Below are 16432 nucleotides of genomic sequence, written 5' to 3' on the forward strand. Positions count from 1 at the left end.
TCGTGCTGCAGGGGGAGGGAGAGACGGTGTTCTTCGACTTCTGATCGCGTTCGCCTGACCACACGGACGTCGCGGCGTGAACCGCGACGTCCGTGTCGCTATTTGCCCGCGTTTGCACCGACGCTTCCATGGCCTATGCTAGCGGTCTTTCCCGCCCTGGCTTCGAGGCCCCCCATGGATATCCACCGCATCAACCCCACCCCCCGCTGGTCCGACATCACCGTGTTCAACGGCATGGCCCACTTCGTCGAAGTCGCCGAGGCGGACACCCGCGCCGATATCACCGGCCAGGTGGAGCAGATCTTCGAACAGGCCGAGGAGTGGCCAGCGACAAGACACGCATCATCTCGGTGACCATCTACCTGACCGACTTTGCCCACTTCGATGCCCTGAACGTCGCCTGGGAGGCCTGGTTCGAGCCAGGCACCGCCCCCAGTCGCGCCTGCGTCAAGGCCGAGCTTGCCAATCCCGAACTGCTGGTCGAGATGGCCTTCGTGGCAGCGGCGGGGGAAGAGTTTCAGGGATGAAAAACGCCGAACAGCGCCCTTGGGCGCTGTTCGGTACGTCATCAGAGTAACTAGTTGATCAGGATATCGTCGCCGTTGATCACCGTGCCGATGATCCGCAAGTCCTTGAGCCGCTCACGCTTGTCCTCGGTAGCTTCCTCCTCGAGCACGGTGAAGTCGGCCCACTTGCCCACTTCGATGCTGCCTCGGACGTCTTCCTGGTGAGCGAGCCAGGCATGGTTGCAGGTGATCACGCGCATGGCCTCGTCCACGCTCAAGCACTGGTCCTCGCCGAGCACCCTGCCCGACAGGGTGCGGCGGTTGACTGCGCACCAGGCCGAGAACAGCGGCGAGACCTCGGTGACCATGTCGTCGGAGTGGATGCCGTGGCGAAGCCCGTGGCGGGTCGCCGAGCGACAGGCGTCCATGCGCCTGGCCAGATGCTCGCCCACCGTGTATTCGACGTGGACGTCCCCCCAGTAGTAGATATGGTTGGCAAACAGGTTGGGAGTGACGTCACATTGGGCCATGCGATAGAACTGGTTTTCGGTGGCCAGCTGACAGTGCTCCAGCGAGTGGCGGAACCCCAGATTGGGCTGCCTTTCGCGTAGCTGTTCGATGGCCTGAAGCACGCTTTCGGTGGCGCCATTGCCGTTGGTATGGATCGAGCAGGACATACCGTTGGCTTCGCCCAGGCGAATCTGTTCTGCGACCTCGTCCTGGCTCAGCAATAGTTGGCCGTTGTCCTTGCCGGCGGTGACGTAGGGCTGGTCGGGCAGCATGTTGGCGGTAAAGCCCTGGATCGAGCCATCGGCAAACAGCTTCAGATTGCCGACGCTGAGGTAGGGGCGCTTTTCGCTGCGAAGCGCACGTATCGCCTCCCAGCCGCGATGGCCGTCGTGCTGCCAGAGCTCTGCCGTGGAGTACCACACCTCCAGGTTGACGCGAGTGCTGAGCAGTCCCCGCGAGTCGGCCTCGATCCAGGCACGCGAGGCGTTGTCACCGGGCGTCAGCGGGAAGTTGGCGCCCTTGTCGGTGATCGAGGTGCAGCCCTTGAGGCGTGCCACCCTGGTCGCTACCCGTCCGGCCTCGACCAGCCCCTCCACCGAGAAGTCCAGTTGACCTGCACCCTTGGCGATGGCGTGGGCCATCATCGGTGGCTCGTTGATGGTGCCGGTGACGCGTCCATCGCGGTCACGCGGCAGGTTGGGGTCGTCCGGCAGCGTGTCGTAGCCGCTGATGTCGATGGCCAGGCTGTTGAGATTGATGACGTGGCCGGAGGCATGGCCAAGGCAGATCGGGAACTCGGTGGAGACCTCGTCAAGGACCTGGCGGGAGACGTCGATATTGCCCAGCAGCAGAGGGTCGAAGCCCCAGCAGTTCAGCCAGTTGGTACCGGGGCCTTCCAGCCGCGGGCGATCCTGTTCAATCAGCTCCTTGAGGCGTGTGATCAGCGCCTCCTTGCTGCGTATACCCGGAAGCCGTCCACCTTCGGCATCGATCCTATCGACGTAGCCGACATAGTGCGCGCCGGTCAGGTTGGCGCCGAGTATATGCGGATGCATATGGTGCTCGGAGAAGCCAGGATAGATCACATGGCGCTGAAACTTGACGTCGACGTGGTAGGAGATGCGGTGGCGCTGCAGCAGCACCTCCATCCGGCTGAGCTCGCCGACGCCGACGATAGTGCCGTGCTGTACGGCCACCGCCTCGGCGCAGGGCCGTTCCGAGTCCATGGTGACCACCTTGTCGGCCTTGAAGATGGTGACGGGCTGGCGCTCATCAATGAGTCTCAATGAAAGGTCATCGAAGTTCATGGTGTCACTCCTTGAGGTCAGTACTCGTGGATCGAAAGAAGGAAACGGTGGCCGCGTCTACAGCCTGTCGTCGGCAAGCCCGTGGGGTGAGGCGTCATGGTCCGGCTTCGGTTGGTCTGGGCCCTTGCCCCAGCCGATCTTGGGAATTGCCAGGAAGCCGGGAAGATGCAGCAGGATGATCAGGATCAGCGACCAGAAGGCGTACTTGGCCGCCTTGAGTCGGGCCTGCTTGTAGGCATGCAGCAGCAGCCGTGATTCCGCCGGGGTAGCCGCTAGCTGACCGATGCTGTCCTCGAAGTCCTGATTGCTCATGAAGCCGATCACCGGAAGCTGATTGACGTAGGCCTGGGTGGGCGCGCTGATGTCGGCGCTGTGGACGGCATCCTTGAAATTGGCGGTGGTGCCGAACAGCAGGGTGGAACCGATAATCGCCACCGCTGCTGCCTGCCAGACGTTGCGGGTGGAGCACTGGATGCCGGAAGACTGGGCGGCATCACGCGGATTCAGTGCGGTGGATACGATCATTGCCGACTGCGAGGACAGGCCACCGGCGCCCGCGCCGAAGGCCACCATGGCGATGAACATGATCGGCGCGTCGAAGCCGTCGGGAGTTAGCGCCAGCTGGGACAGCAGGGCACCGATGACCGCCAGGGCGGTGGAGGTGGTCACGATGCGTTGAGGCGACACCTGGATGAAAAAGCGCGGAACACCGATCGAAGTAAACATCATGGGAAATGCCATGGCCGATACGGCCAGTCCGGTCATGGTCCCGTTGTACCCTGCCACCACCATGATCCAGGAGACATTGACGAAGAACACCGCGCCGAAGATCGCGAAGATCAGGCCGGTAACGTATAGGCCGCTGCGTACCTGGGGCGTGGTGACGAACGACTGGGGCACCAGGGCGGCACCATGGCGGGCCTCGACACGCCGCTCGGTGACCAGCGCAAGGCCTGCCAGAGCAACGCCGGCGACGATCAAGAAGGGCGCAGGAGAGATGCCGACGACGGTGAACGGGGGATCAAGTGGGTGCACCAGTCCCCACACCGATATCTTCGAACAGCCGAGGATGAACATCAGCAACGACAGGCAGACGATCAGGGTCCCCTGGATATCGATGCGGATGGGATTGGCGGGGATGGCCGGTATCCACAGGCAGGCGGATAGGAAGATGGTCAGAAACCACACGGCCAGGAAGGCGTAGGCGACCTGGTAGCCGAAGTGATCCATGATGTAGCCCGCACCGATCGGCATCAGCGCGGCGGCAAGGCCGGTGGCGGCACCCACGGCGCCGAAGGCGATGGCGCGCTGCTTGCCCTGATACAGCGAGACGATGATGCCGAGTATCGAGGGCACCATCAGTGCGGCCCCTGTGCCCATGACGGTTCTGGCGCCCCATACCACCAGTGTCATGCTCGGGGCGACGGCGGCCAGGACTTCGCCGATGCAGGCGATCAGGGCGCCGGCCAGAAATACCCGCTTGAAGCCCTTGGCGATACCCAGCATGCCACCGAAGACCATCAAGGCGCCGGCCAGAAGGCTATAGACGATATTGGCCATCTGCACCTGGTCCATGCTGGCGCCCAGCTGGACGATGAATTCGTGGGTCGACATTCCGAGAACCGAATTGTCACCGCTCGTTCCCACCTGAGCCAGACTGCCGATGATGGCCGGAATCCAGAAGAGGATGCCGGTATTCGGGGAGTCTTTTGCTTGCGTTGTCATGGCGCTACCTCGTACCCAAAAAGCGGTGTGCCTGTCGGTTCTTCCGACGTTGGTTATTGCTCTTTGGTATTAGGCGTCATGCCTCATGCGAGGTAGTAGGTGTTTCGGGCAGAAATCTGCTCGATGTCATTTTTTTAAGTAGCTGATTTTTATGGTTTTATGAAAAATACTTTACGAAAAAGAGCGGGCGTCAATGTGCTGGGGCGGGAGAAATGACAAGGGTCATTGATCCCGCCTCTTTCATGTCTGGCGGCTGGCCAGCCCGGGGCAGGAAGAGCAGGTGGATGGCGCCAGCAGAGGTGATTGCAGGTCCTTGGGCGTGATCTGGCTGTTACGGGTACTTGCCCGTCCGACGATTCTCCACCAGCACCTCGAGGATGGCGTTGGCCGCCTGCATGGTCGCGCTGGGCGTCTCTCCCCGGCGCCGGCTGCAGACGATCGGTGAGGTAATGTGCTTCTCCGCCAGGTACAGGTAGCGAATGCCATCGCGGTTCTGTCGCTTGACCTGCTCCGGCACCAGGGTGATGCCGAAGTCCGACACCACCAGGCCCAGCGCCGTCTGCATCTCGTTGGCCTCCTGCACCACCGTGACCTTGAGCCCTCGGCGGCGAAACAGCCCCAGCACCAGGTCGGCAAGGCTCGGGCGCGGGCTCGCCGGGTACAGCACCAGCGGGTAGCGGGCGAGCTCCTCCATGGTTGGGGTGGTGCCCACCAGCGGGTGGCCCTCCGGCACCGCCGCCATCATCGGTTCCTCGAACAGCACCTCCTGTTCCACGTCGGGATCGTCGATCCTCAGGCGTCCGAAGCCGATATCGATACGTCCTGCCTTCAGCGCCTGCACCTGCTCCACCGTGGTCAATTCGGCCAGGGTCAGCTCCACCTCGTCCTTTTGTCGCAACTCGCGCACCAGCAGCGGCAGCTGGCCGTAAAACAGCGAGGGCACAAAGCCGATACCGAACATTTCCTTGTGGCTTCGAGACATACGGCGCACCGCCGCCACCGTGGTATCGAGCTTCTCGAGCATCTGCAGGGCATGCTCATGGAAGAACTTGCCAGTGGGCGTCAGGGTCAGCCCTCGGGGACCGCGAATGAATAACTGGGCCCCCAGTTCTTCCTCCAACTGATTGATCTGCCGGGTCAAAGGGGGCTGCGCCATATGCAGCCTGGCGGCCGCCCGGGTGATGTTCAGCTCTTCTGCTGCGGCACAGAAATAGCGCAGGTGTCGAAGCTCCATGATACCTCCAGGGTATTGCGGTCTACCCAGACCATATTGGTTGTGCCCCTCAAAGACAATCACACTGCACTCAATCGCCGGATCAAGCGTCTTTCCGCCGTAGGTCTCTGCCGATGTCGATGGCAGTGGTGCTTCGCATCGTAAGAGAAATCTTACCAAGGTATGGCTTGATCGCTTACGAGTCGCCGAGGCTTACAGCGCTTGCGGCTTTCCTCATCACCCAGATCGCCAGCCCGTGGATGACAACGAGCTGATGGTAATTGCCGGAGCCGCCATGACCGCCCTGATCGAAAGCGTCGAGACCCTGCTGGTCGACCTGCCCACCATCCGACCGCACAAGCTGTCGATGGCCACCATGGCCACCCAGACGCTGGTGATCGTACGCCTCAAGTGCTCCGACGGTATCGAAGGCATCGGCGAGGCCACCACCATCGGCGGCCTGGCCTATGGCCCGGAAAGTCCGGAGAGCATGAAGGTCAACATCGATACCTACCTGGCGCCGGCGCTGGTCGGCCTGGCGGCGGACAACGTCAACCTCGCCATGGCCCGGCTCGACAAGCTGGCCAAGGGCAACGTCATCGCCAAGTCGGCGCTCGAGACCGCGCTGCTGGATGCCCAGGGCAAGCGTCTCGGGGTGCCCCTGGCGACACTGCTGGGCGGCGCCCGCCACGATCACCTGCCGGTGCTGTGGACGCTGGCCAGTGGCGATACCGACAAGGATATCGAGGAGGCCAGAAAGCGGCTGGAGCAGCGTCGCCATCGTGACTTCAAGCTCAAGATCGGCGCCAACGAGGTGGATCACGACGTGCGCCACGTTGCCGCCATCAAGGCCGCACTGGGGGATCGCGCCAGCGTCAGGGTCGACGTCAACCAGGCCTGGGACGAGGCCACCGCGGTGCGCGCCATCGCCGCCCTCGAGGAGGCCGGGGTCGACCTGATCGAGCAACCCATTCCGGCCCACGAGCGGGCTGGGCTTGCACGACTGGCCAATCGCTTCGAGGTCACCATGCTGGCCGACGAAGGTGTCCAGGACCTGCGCTGCGGGCTGGCACTGATCGAGTCCGGCTTCAGCGGCGCCTTCGCCCTGAAGATCGCCAAGAGCGCCGGGCCGCGCGGCGCGCTGCGCCTGGCCCACCTGGCCGACGCCGGGGGCATTGGCCTCTACGGCGGCACCATGCTCGAGGGCACCATCGGTACCGCCGCTTCGCTGCACGCCTGGGCGACCCTGCCCGAGATGGCCTGGGGCACCGAGATGTTCGGCCCCTTGCTGTTGACCGATGACATCGTCACCACCCCCCTGCGCTACGACGACTTTGGCGTGGCGCTGCCGCAAGGCCCGGGACTCGGGCTCGAACTGGATCACGACAAGCTGCGCGAGTACGCACGCAGCTGAGCGACATCGCCATCAGACCGGCCGCGCGAGCCTCCAGGGCTGCATCGACGGCCCCCGATCGAGAGGAGAACGAAGATGCTGTTTCAGGTGGAAATGACCGTCAAGCTGCCGCCGGATATGGCGCCGGAGCGCGCCGCCGAGATCAAGGCCCGCGAGAAGGACTACGCCCAGGAGCTGCAGCGCTCCGGCAAGTGGCGCCATCTGTGGCGGGTGGCCGGCAGCTATTCCAACGTCAGCGTGTTCGACGTGGCCGACAACGCCGAGCTGCAGGAGCTGGTATCGAACCTGCCGCTGTTTCCCTACATGGAGATCCGCGTCAAGCCGCTGTGCCGCCACCCGTCCTCGATCCGCGATGACGACAGCTAGGGTCTGCCCCTGGCCAGCCAGACGTCGGGGCAGAGCGAATCGCCAGGCCCCGGCCAGTACCGCCAACAACGATAACGACAAGTACGCCACACCTGAGGACCGCCAGATGAACAGTCTCAATCCCACCACCAAGTCAGTGCGCATCTTCGACACCCCGGAGGTACAGGACTTCCTCAATACCGTCGCCGGCTTCGACAAGACCGAAGGCAACGAGCGGGCCAAGGAAATCCTGCATCGTCTGCTGTCGGACCTGTACAAGCTGATCGATGACTTCGACGTCACCCCGGAAGAATTCTGGCAGGGCGTCAGCGTGCTCAACGCGCTCGGCGCCGAGACCCAGTACGGCCTGCTGGCCCCGGGTCTGGGCTTCGATCATTACCTCGACATGCGCATGGACGCCGAGGACGCCGCCCGCGGCCTTGCCGGGGGTACCCCGCGCACCATCGAGGGGCCCCTGTACGTCGCCGGTGCCCCGGAGTCCGAGGGCGAGGCGCGCCTGGACGACGGCTCGGACACCGACGCCGAGGCAATGTGGCTGACCGGTCAGGTACGCGATACCCAGGGCCAGCCGATCTCACGGGCCAAGGTCGAGATCTGGCACGCCGACAGCAAGGGCAACTACAGCTTCTTCGACCCGTCCCAGGCCGACTTCCACCTGCGTCGTACCATCTACACCGACGCCGATGGCCGCTATCGCGCGCGCAGCATCATCCCCTCCGGCTACGGTTGCCCCCCGGACAGCCCGACCCAGCAGGTGCTGGACCTGCTCGGTCGTCATGGCCAGCGACCGGCGCATATCCACTTCTTTATCTCGGCGCCCGGGTACAAGCACCTGACCACCCAGATCAACCTCGCCGGCGACCCCTACACCTACGACGACTTCGCCTTCGCCACCCGCGAGGAGCTGGTGGTGGACGCCAGGCGCATCGAGGACGCCAGCGAGGCCAGCGATCGTGGCCTCGAGGGGCCCTTCACCGAGGTGGTGTTCGACATCGAGCTTGCCGCCACCAGCGAGACCGAGCTGCAGCAGCGCCACAAGCGCCCCCGCGCCCTCGAGGACGGCTGAGCCGCCTGGACTCGCGACAACCCTGAACCGACCACCGAGTGTCACGGGAATCGCTGTGATGGACAGCCCTGTGATGGATAGCCCCGAGGTAAATCGCGCCAAGCCAGACCAGGCCTGCCCTGCGGGCAGGCCGCCCCAAGGGGCCGGCGGGACGAGCGACTCGAATGAGCTGTCTGTGTGAGCCGCCCGTGTGAGCGGACCGTGATAGAGAGGAGAACAACGATGAGCAACAAACTCGATCAGATCGAAGCCCGCGTGCGTGGTGCCGTCGAGGATGACCCCGAACAGGGCGTCTTTCGCTGCCACCGCAGCATGTTCACCGACCCCGAGTTCTTCGAGCTCGAGATGAAGCACATCTTCGAGGGCAACTGGCTGTTCATGGCCCACGAGAGCCAGATCGCCGAGCCCGGTGACTACTTCACCCTGAACATGGGGCGCCAGCCGGTGGTCATCACCCGCGACAAGGAGGGCGAGCTTCACGCCCTGATCAACGCCTGCGCCCACCGTGGTGCCACCATCTGCCGTCGCAAGCAGGGCAACAAGGGCACCTTCACCTGCCCGTTCCACGGCTGGACCTTCAAGAACGACGGGCGTCTGCTCAAGGCCAAGAACGAGAAGGCCGGCGCCTACCCGGACGCCTTCAAGCAGGACGGCTCCCACGACCTCAAACGCCTGCCGAAATTCGCCAATTACAAGGGCTTCCTGTTCGGCAGCCTGAGCGACGACGTCATGCCCATCGAGGAGTACCTGGGCGAGACCATGAAGGTCATCGACAACATCGTCGACCAGGCCCCGGAAGGTCTCGAGATCCTGCGTGGCACCTCGTCCTACACCTACACCGGCAACTGGAAACTGCAGGCCGAGAACGGCGCCGACGGCTACCACGTCAGCACCGTGCACTGGAACTACGCCTCCACCATGGACCGTCGAAACTACGACGAAGGCGGCACCAAGGCGGTGGACGCCGATGGCTGGTCCAAGTCCAAGGGCGGTTTCTACTCCTACGAGAACGGCCACATGATGCTGTGGACCCGGCTGCTCAATCCCGAGGTGCGTCCGGTCTACGAGCACAAGGAGCGCATCGAGAAGGAGCTGGGCGAGGCCCGCGCCGACAACATCGTCAACCAGACCCGCAACCTGTGTCTGTACCCCAACGTCTATCTGATGGACCAGTTCTCGACCCAGATTCGGGTGCTGCGTCCGCTGGCGGTGGACCGTACCGAGGTCACCATCTACTGCTTCGCGCCCAAGGGTGAATCGGCGGAGAACCGTCGCGTGCGCATCCGCCAGTACGAGGACTTCTTCAACGTCAGCGGCATGGGCACGCCGGATGACCTGGAGGAATTCCGCGGCTGCCAGAACGGCTACAACGGTGCCCTGGCCGAATGGAATGACCTGTCGCGTGGCGCCAAGCAATGGATCGATGGTCCCGACGAAGACGCCAGCGCCATCGACATGAAGCCGCTGAAGAGCGGTGCCTCGCCGGAGGACGAAGGCCTCTACGTGCTGCACCACCAGCACTGGGTCGAGGAAATGCTGCGCGCCATCGACAAGGAACGCAGCCAGTTCATCGCCACGGTCTCAGCCTGAATCCTGCGGAAAGGAGACGAATCATGAGCATCAGCTATCACGACATCCAGGCCTTTCTTTATCGCGAAGCGCGCCTTCTGGACGAGCGCGAGTGGGACGAGTGGCTGACCCTGTACCACAAGAAGGCCGAGTTCTGGATGCCCTGCTGGGACGACGACGACACCCTGACCGGTGACCCGAACAGCGAGATATCGCTGATCTACTACCCCAATCGGGAAGGGCTCGAGGATCGCGTCTATCGGATCAAGACCGAGCGCAGTGGCGCCAGCACGCCGGAGCCGCGCACCACCCACCAGATCACCAATATCGAGGTGATGAAGGAGGAGGGCGACAGCCTGGAGGTGTGCTTCAACTGGCACACCCTGAGCCACCGCTACAAGCAGACCGACAGCTACTTCGGGGTGTCTTTCTACACCCTGGACGTGTCCGGTGACAGCCCGCTTATCACGCGCAAGAAGGTGCAGCTCAATAACGATTATATCCACCAGGTCATCGACGTTTATCACATTTAAGTCGGTGAAGGAGAACGACCATGAGCTTCACCATCGCGCTCAACTTCGAAGACGGGGTGTCGCGCTTTATCGACTGCAACGAGGGCGAGACCGTCCTTGATGCGGCCTACCGCAACAAGGTCAATCTGCCGATGGACTGCTCCGACGGCGTCTGCGGCACCTGCAAGTGCCACTGCGACCAGGGCGAGTTCGAGCTGGGTGACGAGTACATCGACGAGGCGCTGTCCGACGAGGAGCTGCACGAGGGGCAGGTGCTGACCTGCCAGATGGTGCCGTCCTCGGACTGCGTGCTGTCGGTGCCGGTGGCCTCGACCGTATGCAAGACCGAGGTCGACAGCCGTGCCTCCACGGTGGTCCACGTCGAGCCCTTGTCCGAGGACTCCATCGAGCTTGCCATCGATATCGAAGGCGAGCCGCTGAACTTCCTGCCGGGGCAGTACGTGCACCTGGAGGTACCGGGCTGTGGTGAGCACAGAAGCTATTCGTTCAGCTCGCTGCCGGGGGAGTCCCGCGCCAGCTTCCTGATCCGCAATGTGCCGGACGGGCTGATGAGCGGCTATCTGGCGGACAAGGCCAAGGCCGGTGACGCCATGGCCGTGACTGGCCCCATGGGCAGCTTCTACCTGCGCGCCATCCAGCGCCCGATCCTGATGCTGGCCGGCGGCACCGGGCTTGCTCCCTTCCTGTCGATGCTCAAGCAGCTTGCCGCGCTCGAGGCCCAGGGCGAGGGCGCAGGCCAGCCGATCCACATGATCTATGGCGTGACCAAGGACGATCATCTGGTCAAGTGCGAAGAGCTCGACGCGGCGGTCGAAGCGCTGCCCGACTTCGACTACCTGACGGTGGTCGCCGACGAGGACAGCAGCCACGAACGCAAGGGCTACGTCACCCATCACATGGACCCGCAGAAGCTGCATGACGGCGACGTCGACGTCTACCTGTGCGGCCCGCCGCCGATGGTGGATGCGGTGCTCAAGCACTTCGACCAGCAGGGCATCAAACCGGCGAGCTTTCACTACGAAAAGTTCACGCCCAACTGACGCGTCCTGCCCCGAAGCAGATCCGGCAAGGGAGACCTTTCGCCCTTGCCGACAACAGACAGCCGCAGGCCGGGGCTCCCTGTCCAGCGAGAGCCCCGCAATCTCATAACGATAATCACAACCTGACGAGACATGATCATGGCCAAGCTCACTATCGATAAAAACCTCAACACCGATAACACGCCCAGCACCGATAACACGTACAGCCGCCGCCAAGCTTCCCTGTCATCCCGGCGCCTTGGCCCGCTTGCACGTTCGCTGCAGGCCGCGACCCTGGCGCTGGCCGGTGCCGCCCTGTCCACCCAGGCCCTGGCCGAGCACGACGTCAAGCTCGGGCTGATGCTGCCGTACTCCGGCACCTACGCCGCACTAGGCGAGTCCATCACCAATGGGCTGAAGCTCGCCATCGAGCAGGAGGGCGGCAGCCTCGGTGGTCATGGTGTCGAGTACGTGACCCTGGACTCCGAGGCCAACCCCTCCAAGGCGCCCCAGAACATGAGCCGCCTGGTCAAGGGTGATGGCGTCGACGTGGTCATCGGTCCGGTCCACTCCGGCGTCGCCATGGGCATGCTGCGGGTGGCCAAGCAGACCGGCGCCATCACCATCATCCCTAACGCCGGACTCGAGGCGGCCACCAACCAGCTGTGCATGCCCAACGTCTTTCGCACCTCGTTCAGCATGTGGCAGAACAGCTATCCCATGGGGCAGGTGGCCTACGATCAGGGCCATCGCAAGATCGTCACCATCACCTGGGACTACGCCGGCGGCAAGGAAGACCTGGCCGGCTTCGAGCAGGCCTTCACCGATGCCGGCGGCGAGATCGTCGAGCAGATCCTGGTGCCGTTTCCGAGCACCGAGTTCCAGACCTACCTGGCGCAGATCGCCAGCATCGCCCCGGACGCCGTCTACACCTTCTTCGCCGGTGGTGGCGGGGTCGGCTTCGTGCGGGACTACGCCGCCGCCGGACTCAACGACAGCATTCCGCTGTATGGCTCGGGCTTCTTGACCGACGGCAACCTGGGGGCTTTGGGTGAGGCGGCCGACGGCGTGCAGACCACCATGCACTACGCCGAGACCCTGGACACACCCCAGAACCAGGCCTTCGTCTCGGCCTACCAGGAAGCCTATGGCGAGGCCCCGGACACCTATGCGGTGCAGGGCTACGACGCGGGCAAGCTGCTGGCTCAGGCCTACGCCTCGATTGACGGCGAGCCCGACCGCGAGGCGCTGATCGCGGCGCTGGAAGCGGTGGAACTCGACAGCCCGCGCGGCCCGGTGAGCTTCTCGGCCTCCCACCACCCGATCCAGAACGTCTACCTGCGCGAGGTAAGGGACGGCGAGCACCACGTCACCTCGATCGCCAGCGAGCAGCTGGAAGTTCCCGACAGCGCCTGCCCGATGAAGAGCTGAGGCGACCTTCGTTCACCGCGTCAATGACCTGGCCGAGGCGCCCGCGAATACCGGGCGCTCTCGGGCGGGCCAACGCCAAAGGAGTTCTTCATGGACCTTGCCTTCTTCGGGGTGCAGCTGCTCAACGGCTTTCAGTACGGGCTGTTGCTGTTCCTTATCGCCAGCGGCCTGACGCTGATCTTCGGCATCATGGGCATCATCAACCTGGCCCACGGCGCCATGTACATGATCGGCGCCTATCTGGCCTTCGACCTGACCCAGCGCCTCGGCAACTTCTGGTTGGCGATCCTGATTGCGGTGCCCATCGCGGTACTGCTGGGGCTGGTCATCGAGCGGCTGTTTCTCGACACCCTGTACAAGCGTGACCACCTCTACCAGGTGCTGTTGACCTTCGGCCTGATCCTGGTGCTCAACGAGGCCCAGCGCATCATCTGGGGCGGCGACGTCCACTCGGTGGCGCTGCCGGAGCCCTTTACCGGCGCCATCGCCCTGACCGACAACCTGCAGTACCCGGTCTATCGGCTGTTCGTGGCGGCGGTATGCCTGGTGCTGGCGGGGGCCATCTACTGGATCATCCGCCACACCCGGCTCGGTATCGTGATCCGCGCCGGCGCCGTCAATCGCGAGATGGTCGAAGGGCTCGGCATCAATATCCGCACCCTGTTCACCCTGATCTTCAGCGTCGGCGTGGCCCTGGCGGCCTTCGCCGGGATGATGGCGGCGCCGCTGTCGTCGATCACGCCGGGCATGGGCGACTCGATCTTGATCACCTGCTTTGTGGTGGTGGTCATCGGCGGCATCGGCTCGATCAAGGGGGCCTTCTTCGGCGCGCTGTTGATCGGCATGGCCGAGACCTTCGGTCCGGTGCTGATCCCGAGTCTCGCCAGCATGCTGATCTACCTGATCATGGCGCTGGTGTTGCTGATCAAGCCGCGCGGCCTGTTCGCCTGAGACCCGACGACAATCACCCTCCGCTCGGGCATCCCTTGCCGCCTGATCGGACCCCTTTGCAGACGGGACACCCGTCTGGAGGAGAAACACCATGTTGCATCGATATCCCAAGCGCGTGACGGTCCTGCTGCTGGCGGGCCTGGCGCTGCTGATCGCCTATCCGGCCTGGGGGCCGGCGGTATTCGGGGAGTCCAGCGCCTTCTTCATGGAGAAGCTGACCCTGATGCTGATCTTCGCCCTGTTCGCCGTCAGTCTCGACCTGCTGGTCGGTATCCTTGGCCTGGTCAGCTTGGGCCACGCGCTGTTCTTCGGCCTGGGGGCCTACACCCTGGCGATGGCCAGCCCCGACTTCAGCGCCGCCTCGCTGTGGTGGATGCTGCCGCTGGTGATGCTGGTCTCCGGCCTGGTCGCCGCCATCGTCGGCCTGCTGGTGCTGCGCACCAAGGGCATCTTCTTCATCATGACCACCCTGGCCTTCGGCCAGATGCTGTTCTACACCGTCAGCACCTCCAGCATGACCGGCGGTACCGACGGCGTCTTCATCATGTTCCGCCCGAGCCTTGCCATGGGCGAGACGCCGCTGATCGACCTCGACAACCCGCTGACGTTCTTCTACTTCTGCCTGGCGCTCCTGGTGGCGGTCTACCTTATCCTGCGCGCCCTGACCCGTTCCCACTTCGGCCAGGTGCTCGATGGCATCCACGACAACGAGCACCGCATGCAGGCGCTGGGCTACGCCACCACCGGCTACAAGCTGATCGCCTTCGTGGTCTCGGCGATGATCGCCGGCGTCGCCGGCATGCTGGCGGCCATGCAGTACGGCTTCGCCAACCCGGCCCAGCTTGGCTGGCACCACTCCGGCGAGGTGTTGATGATGGTCATCCTCGGCGGCATGGGCACCATCTTCGGGCCGATCCTCGGCGCCTTCGCCTACGAACTGCTGCTGTACTTCTACGAGCACCTGACCAACCACTGGCCGATCCTGATGGGCCTGACCATCATCGTCGCGGTGCTGGTGCTGCCCAAGGGCATCGCCGGGCTGCTGCTCGACCCGCCGGGGCGAAAGGCCTCGCTGCTGGGGCGGCTTGGCGGTGGCAAGGACAATTTGGCGACGGGCAGACAGACTTCCGCCTCCGACAGCGACGGCAAGAACGTCGGCAAAAGTGCCGGGGGGGTGTCCTCATGAGCAGCATGCTCAAGACCCGCGGGCTGACCCGCAGCTTCGGTGGCCTGCTGGCGGTCAATGACGTCGACTTCGAGGTCAAGCAGGGCGAGATCCACGCCATCCTCGGTCCCAACGGTGCCGGCAAGAGCACCCTGATCAACCTGCTGTCCGGCGAGATTCCGCCGACCCGCGGCGAGATCGAGTATCGCGGCAGCGCGATCCAGGGCAAGAAGGCCCACCAGGTCGCCCGACTCGGTATCGGTCGCAGCCACCAGAAGACCTACATCTTTCCGCGCCTGAGCTGTCTGCAGAACTGCCAGCTGGCCGCGCGTATCCACCACGGTGGCGTCATCGGCAGCTGGCGCTCGCGCCGGCGGGCCCGCGAAGTCGATGAGCGGGCGCTGGCCGCGCTGGACACCTGTGGTCTGGTGACCCGGGCCCATACGGTGTCCTCCGGCATGAGCTACGGCGAGCAGCGCCAGCTGCAGATCGCCATGGTGCTGGCGACCCAGCCACAGCTGATGCTGCTGGACGAGCCGATGGCCGGCATGGGCCGGGAGGAGACCGACCAGGTCGCCGACCTGCTCAAGCGGCTGTCTCGCGACTACACCATCGTGTTGATCGAACACGACATGGACTCGGTGTTCCGCCTGGCCGATCGCATCACCGTGATGGTCGACGGTTGCGTGCTGGAAAGCGGCGACACCGAGAGCATTCGTGCAAGCGAAACGGTGCGTGACGTCTATCTGGGACGTCACGACAACAGCGAGGACAGTCGCCCGAACAGCGATAGCGTCGATATCGGCAACGGCTCCAGCAATAGCGAGGTGACGTCATGAATGTGGCGATCAAGGAGGCAGGAACGCAACGGGTGGACGCTGCCGAGGATGTCGAGTCGCCGTTGATCGAGGCCACCGGCCTGCACACCTTCTACGGCGAAAGCCATGTGCTGCACGGGGTGGATCTGACCCTCAGAGCCGGCGAGACGCTGAGCCTGCTCGGTCGCAACGGCATGGGCAAGACCACCACCTTGAAGTCGATCCTCGGCTTTGTGCCGCCGCGCCATGGCGAGGTGCGGATCATGGGGCTGGATACTCGCAAGCGCCGTCCCTGGCAGATCATTCGTCAGGGCATCGGTTATGTGCCCGAAGGGCGGGGCATCTTTCCCGGTATCAGCGTGCGCGAGCATCTGGTGATGGCCGCACGTCCGGGGGCTGACGGTCGCACCGATTGGGACATCGAGCGGGTGCTGGACACCTTTCCCCGGCTCAAGGAGCGCATCGGCCACGATGGTTCGCTGCTGTCCGGCGGCGAGCAGCAGATGCTGTCGATCGGTCGCGCGCTGATGCTCAACCCGCGCCTGTTGATTCTCGACGAGGCTACCGAAGGGCTGGCGCCGCTGATCCGCGACGAGATCTGGTCGATCCTGCGCACCATCAAGGCCTCGGGCATCGCCAGCATCATCGTCGACAAGAACATCGACAACCTGCTCGAGGTGGGCGACCGCCACCTGTTGATCGTCAAGGGCAAGGTGGTGTTCGACGGTGACAGCCAGGCGCTGAGGGCCGATCCCTCGATCCTCGATACCCACCTCGGTGTGGGCTGAGGCCACGCCGTGGCCACTTCACCCACCGCATCCGACAGCAGAAGGACAGCA

The 16432-nt window shown here is 64.0% G+C and carries 16 protein-coding genes; 13 read left to right on the plus strand and 3 right to left on the minus strand.

Annotated elements, in window-relative coordinates; all coding sequences use genetic code 11:
• Positions 1 to 174 precede the first annotated feature (174 nt).
• Both RBB39_RS18055 and RBB39_RS18060 read left to right on the plus strand, forming a co-directional pair.
• On the plus strand, positions 175 to 354 hold the full coding sequence (locus tag RBB39_RS18055; protein WP_306169249.1) for a hypothetical protein: 180 nt from the start codon (positions 175 to 177) through the stop codon (positions 352 to 354).
• Positions 321 to 527, plus strand: coding sequence for a Rid family hydrolase (locus RBB39_RS18060; RefSeq protein WP_306169250.1), 207 nt, complete (start codon positions 321 to 323; stop codon positions 525 to 527). The genes RBB39_RS18055 and RBB39_RS18060 overlap by 34 nt, the downstream gene beginning before the upstream one ends.
• 50 nt (positions 528 to 577) lie before the next feature.
• Here the strand turns inward: RBB39_RS18060 and RBB39_RS18065 are convergent, their stop codons facing one another.
• The 3 genes from RBB39_RS18065 to RBB39_RS18075 all read right to left on the minus strand — a co-directional run bounded on the left by RBB39_RS18065 (position 578) and on the right by RBB39_RS18075 (position 5282).
• Positions 578 to 2323, minus strand: a complete 1746-nt coding sequence (locus tag RBB39_RS18065; protein ID WP_045991430.1) for an amidohydrolase — start codon at positions 2321 to 2323, stop codon at positions 578 to 580.
• A gap of 57 nt (positions 2324 to 2380) precedes the next feature.
• Positions 2381 to 4048: an MFS transporter gene (locus tag RBB39_RS18070; RefSeq protein WP_083970204.1), complete on the minus strand. Its 1668-nt coding sequence runs from the start codon at positions 4046 to 4048 to the stop codon at positions 2381 to 2383.
• Positions 4049 to 4379: 331 nt separating this feature from the next.
• A complete protein-coding gene (locus RBB39_RS18075; protein WP_045991431.1) occupies positions 4380 to 5282 on the minus strand; it encodes a LysR family transcriptional regulator in 903 nt (300 codons plus the stop codon).
• Between the two features lie 274 nt (positions 5283 to 5556).
• Between RBB39_RS18075 and RBB39_RS18080 the strand changes: the two genes are divergently transcribed.
• The 11 genes from RBB39_RS18080 (at position 5557) to RBB39_RS18130 (ending at position 16381) form a co-directional block, all read left to right on the plus strand.
• Positions 5557 to 6675, plus strand: coding sequence for a muconate/chloromuconate family cycloisomerase (locus RBB39_RS18080; protein ID WP_045991432.1), 1119 nt, complete (start codon positions 5557 to 5559; stop codon positions 6673 to 6675).
• A 75-nt stretch (positions 6676 to 6750) separates the two neighbouring features.
• Positions 6751 to 7041, plus strand: a complete 291-nt coding sequence (gene catC / locus RBB39_RS18085) for a muconolactone Delta-isomerase (RefSeq protein WP_045991433.1) — start codon at positions 6751 to 6753, stop codon at positions 7039 to 7041.
• A gap of 106 nt (positions 7042 to 7147) precedes the next feature.
• Entirely contained in the window at positions 7148 to 8107 is a 960-nt protein-coding gene (gene catA / locus RBB39_RS18090) for a catechol 1,2-dioxygenase (protein WP_108131175.1), read from the plus strand.
• A gap of 222 nt (positions 8108 to 8329) precedes the next feature.
• Positions 8330 to 9697: a Rieske 2Fe-2S domain-containing protein gene (locus RBB39_RS18095; protein ID WP_306169251.1), complete on the plus strand. Its 1368-nt coding sequence runs from the start codon at positions 8330 to 8332 to the stop codon at positions 9695 to 9697.
• 23 nt (positions 9698 to 9720) lie between these two features.
• Positions 9721 to 10209, plus strand: coding sequence for a benzoate 1,2-dioxygenase small subunit (gene benB, locus RBB39_RS18100; RefSeq protein ID WP_045991436.1), 489 nt, complete (start codon positions 9721 to 9723; stop codon positions 10207 to 10209).
• A gap of 20 nt (positions 10210 to 10229) precedes the next feature.
• Positions 10230 to 11249, plus strand: a complete 1020-nt coding sequence (benC, locus tag RBB39_RS18105) for a benzoate 1,2-dioxygenase electron transfer component BenC (RefSeq protein WP_045991437.1) — start codon at positions 10230 to 10232, stop codon at positions 11247 to 11249.
• Positions 11250 to 11387: 138 nt separating this feature from the next.
• Positions 11388 to 12659 (plus strand): ABC transporter substrate-binding protein, encoded by a 1272-nt coding sequence (locus tag RBB39_RS18110; protein WP_083970210.1) that lies wholly within the window; start codon positions 11388 to 11390, stop codon positions 12657 to 12659.
• Between the two features lie 90 nt (positions 12660 to 12749).
• The gene (locus RBB39_RS18115) at positions 12750 to 13610 is read left to right on the plus strand and encodes a branched-chain amino acid ABC transporter permease (RefSeq protein ID WP_045991438.1); all 861 of its coding nucleotides are present in this window, start codon (positions 12750 to 12752) and stop codon (positions 13608 to 13610) included.
• A gap of 91 nt (positions 13611 to 13701) precedes the next feature.
• Positions 13702 to 14796, plus strand: coding sequence for a branched-chain amino acid ABC transporter permease (locus RBB39_RS18120; RefSeq protein ID WP_222568300.1), 1095 nt, complete (start codon positions 13702 to 13704; stop codon positions 14794 to 14796).
• Positions 14793 to 15614, plus strand: coding sequence for an ABC transporter ATP-binding protein (locus RBB39_RS18125; RefSeq protein WP_306169252.1), 822 nt, complete (start codon positions 14793 to 14795; stop codon positions 15612 to 15614). The genes RBB39_RS18120 and RBB39_RS18125 overlap by 4 nt, the downstream gene beginning before the upstream one ends.
• Complete coding sequence (locus RBB39_RS18130) at positions 15611 to 16381, plus strand: ABC transporter ATP-binding protein (RefSeq protein WP_108131181.1); 771 nt, start codon at positions 15611 to 15613, stop codon at positions 16379 to 16381. Before RBB39_RS18125 ends, RBB39_RS18130 begins: the two co-directional genes overlap by 4 nt.
• Positions 16382 to 16432: the final 51 nt, after the last annotated feature.

Origin of the sequence: Halomonas sp. MMSF_3323 (genome assembly GCF_030733595.1) — a bacterium.
Classification (GTDB): domain Bacteria; phylum Pseudomonadota; class Gammaproteobacteria; order Pseudomonadales; family Halomonadaceae; genus Halomonas; species Halomonas litopenaei.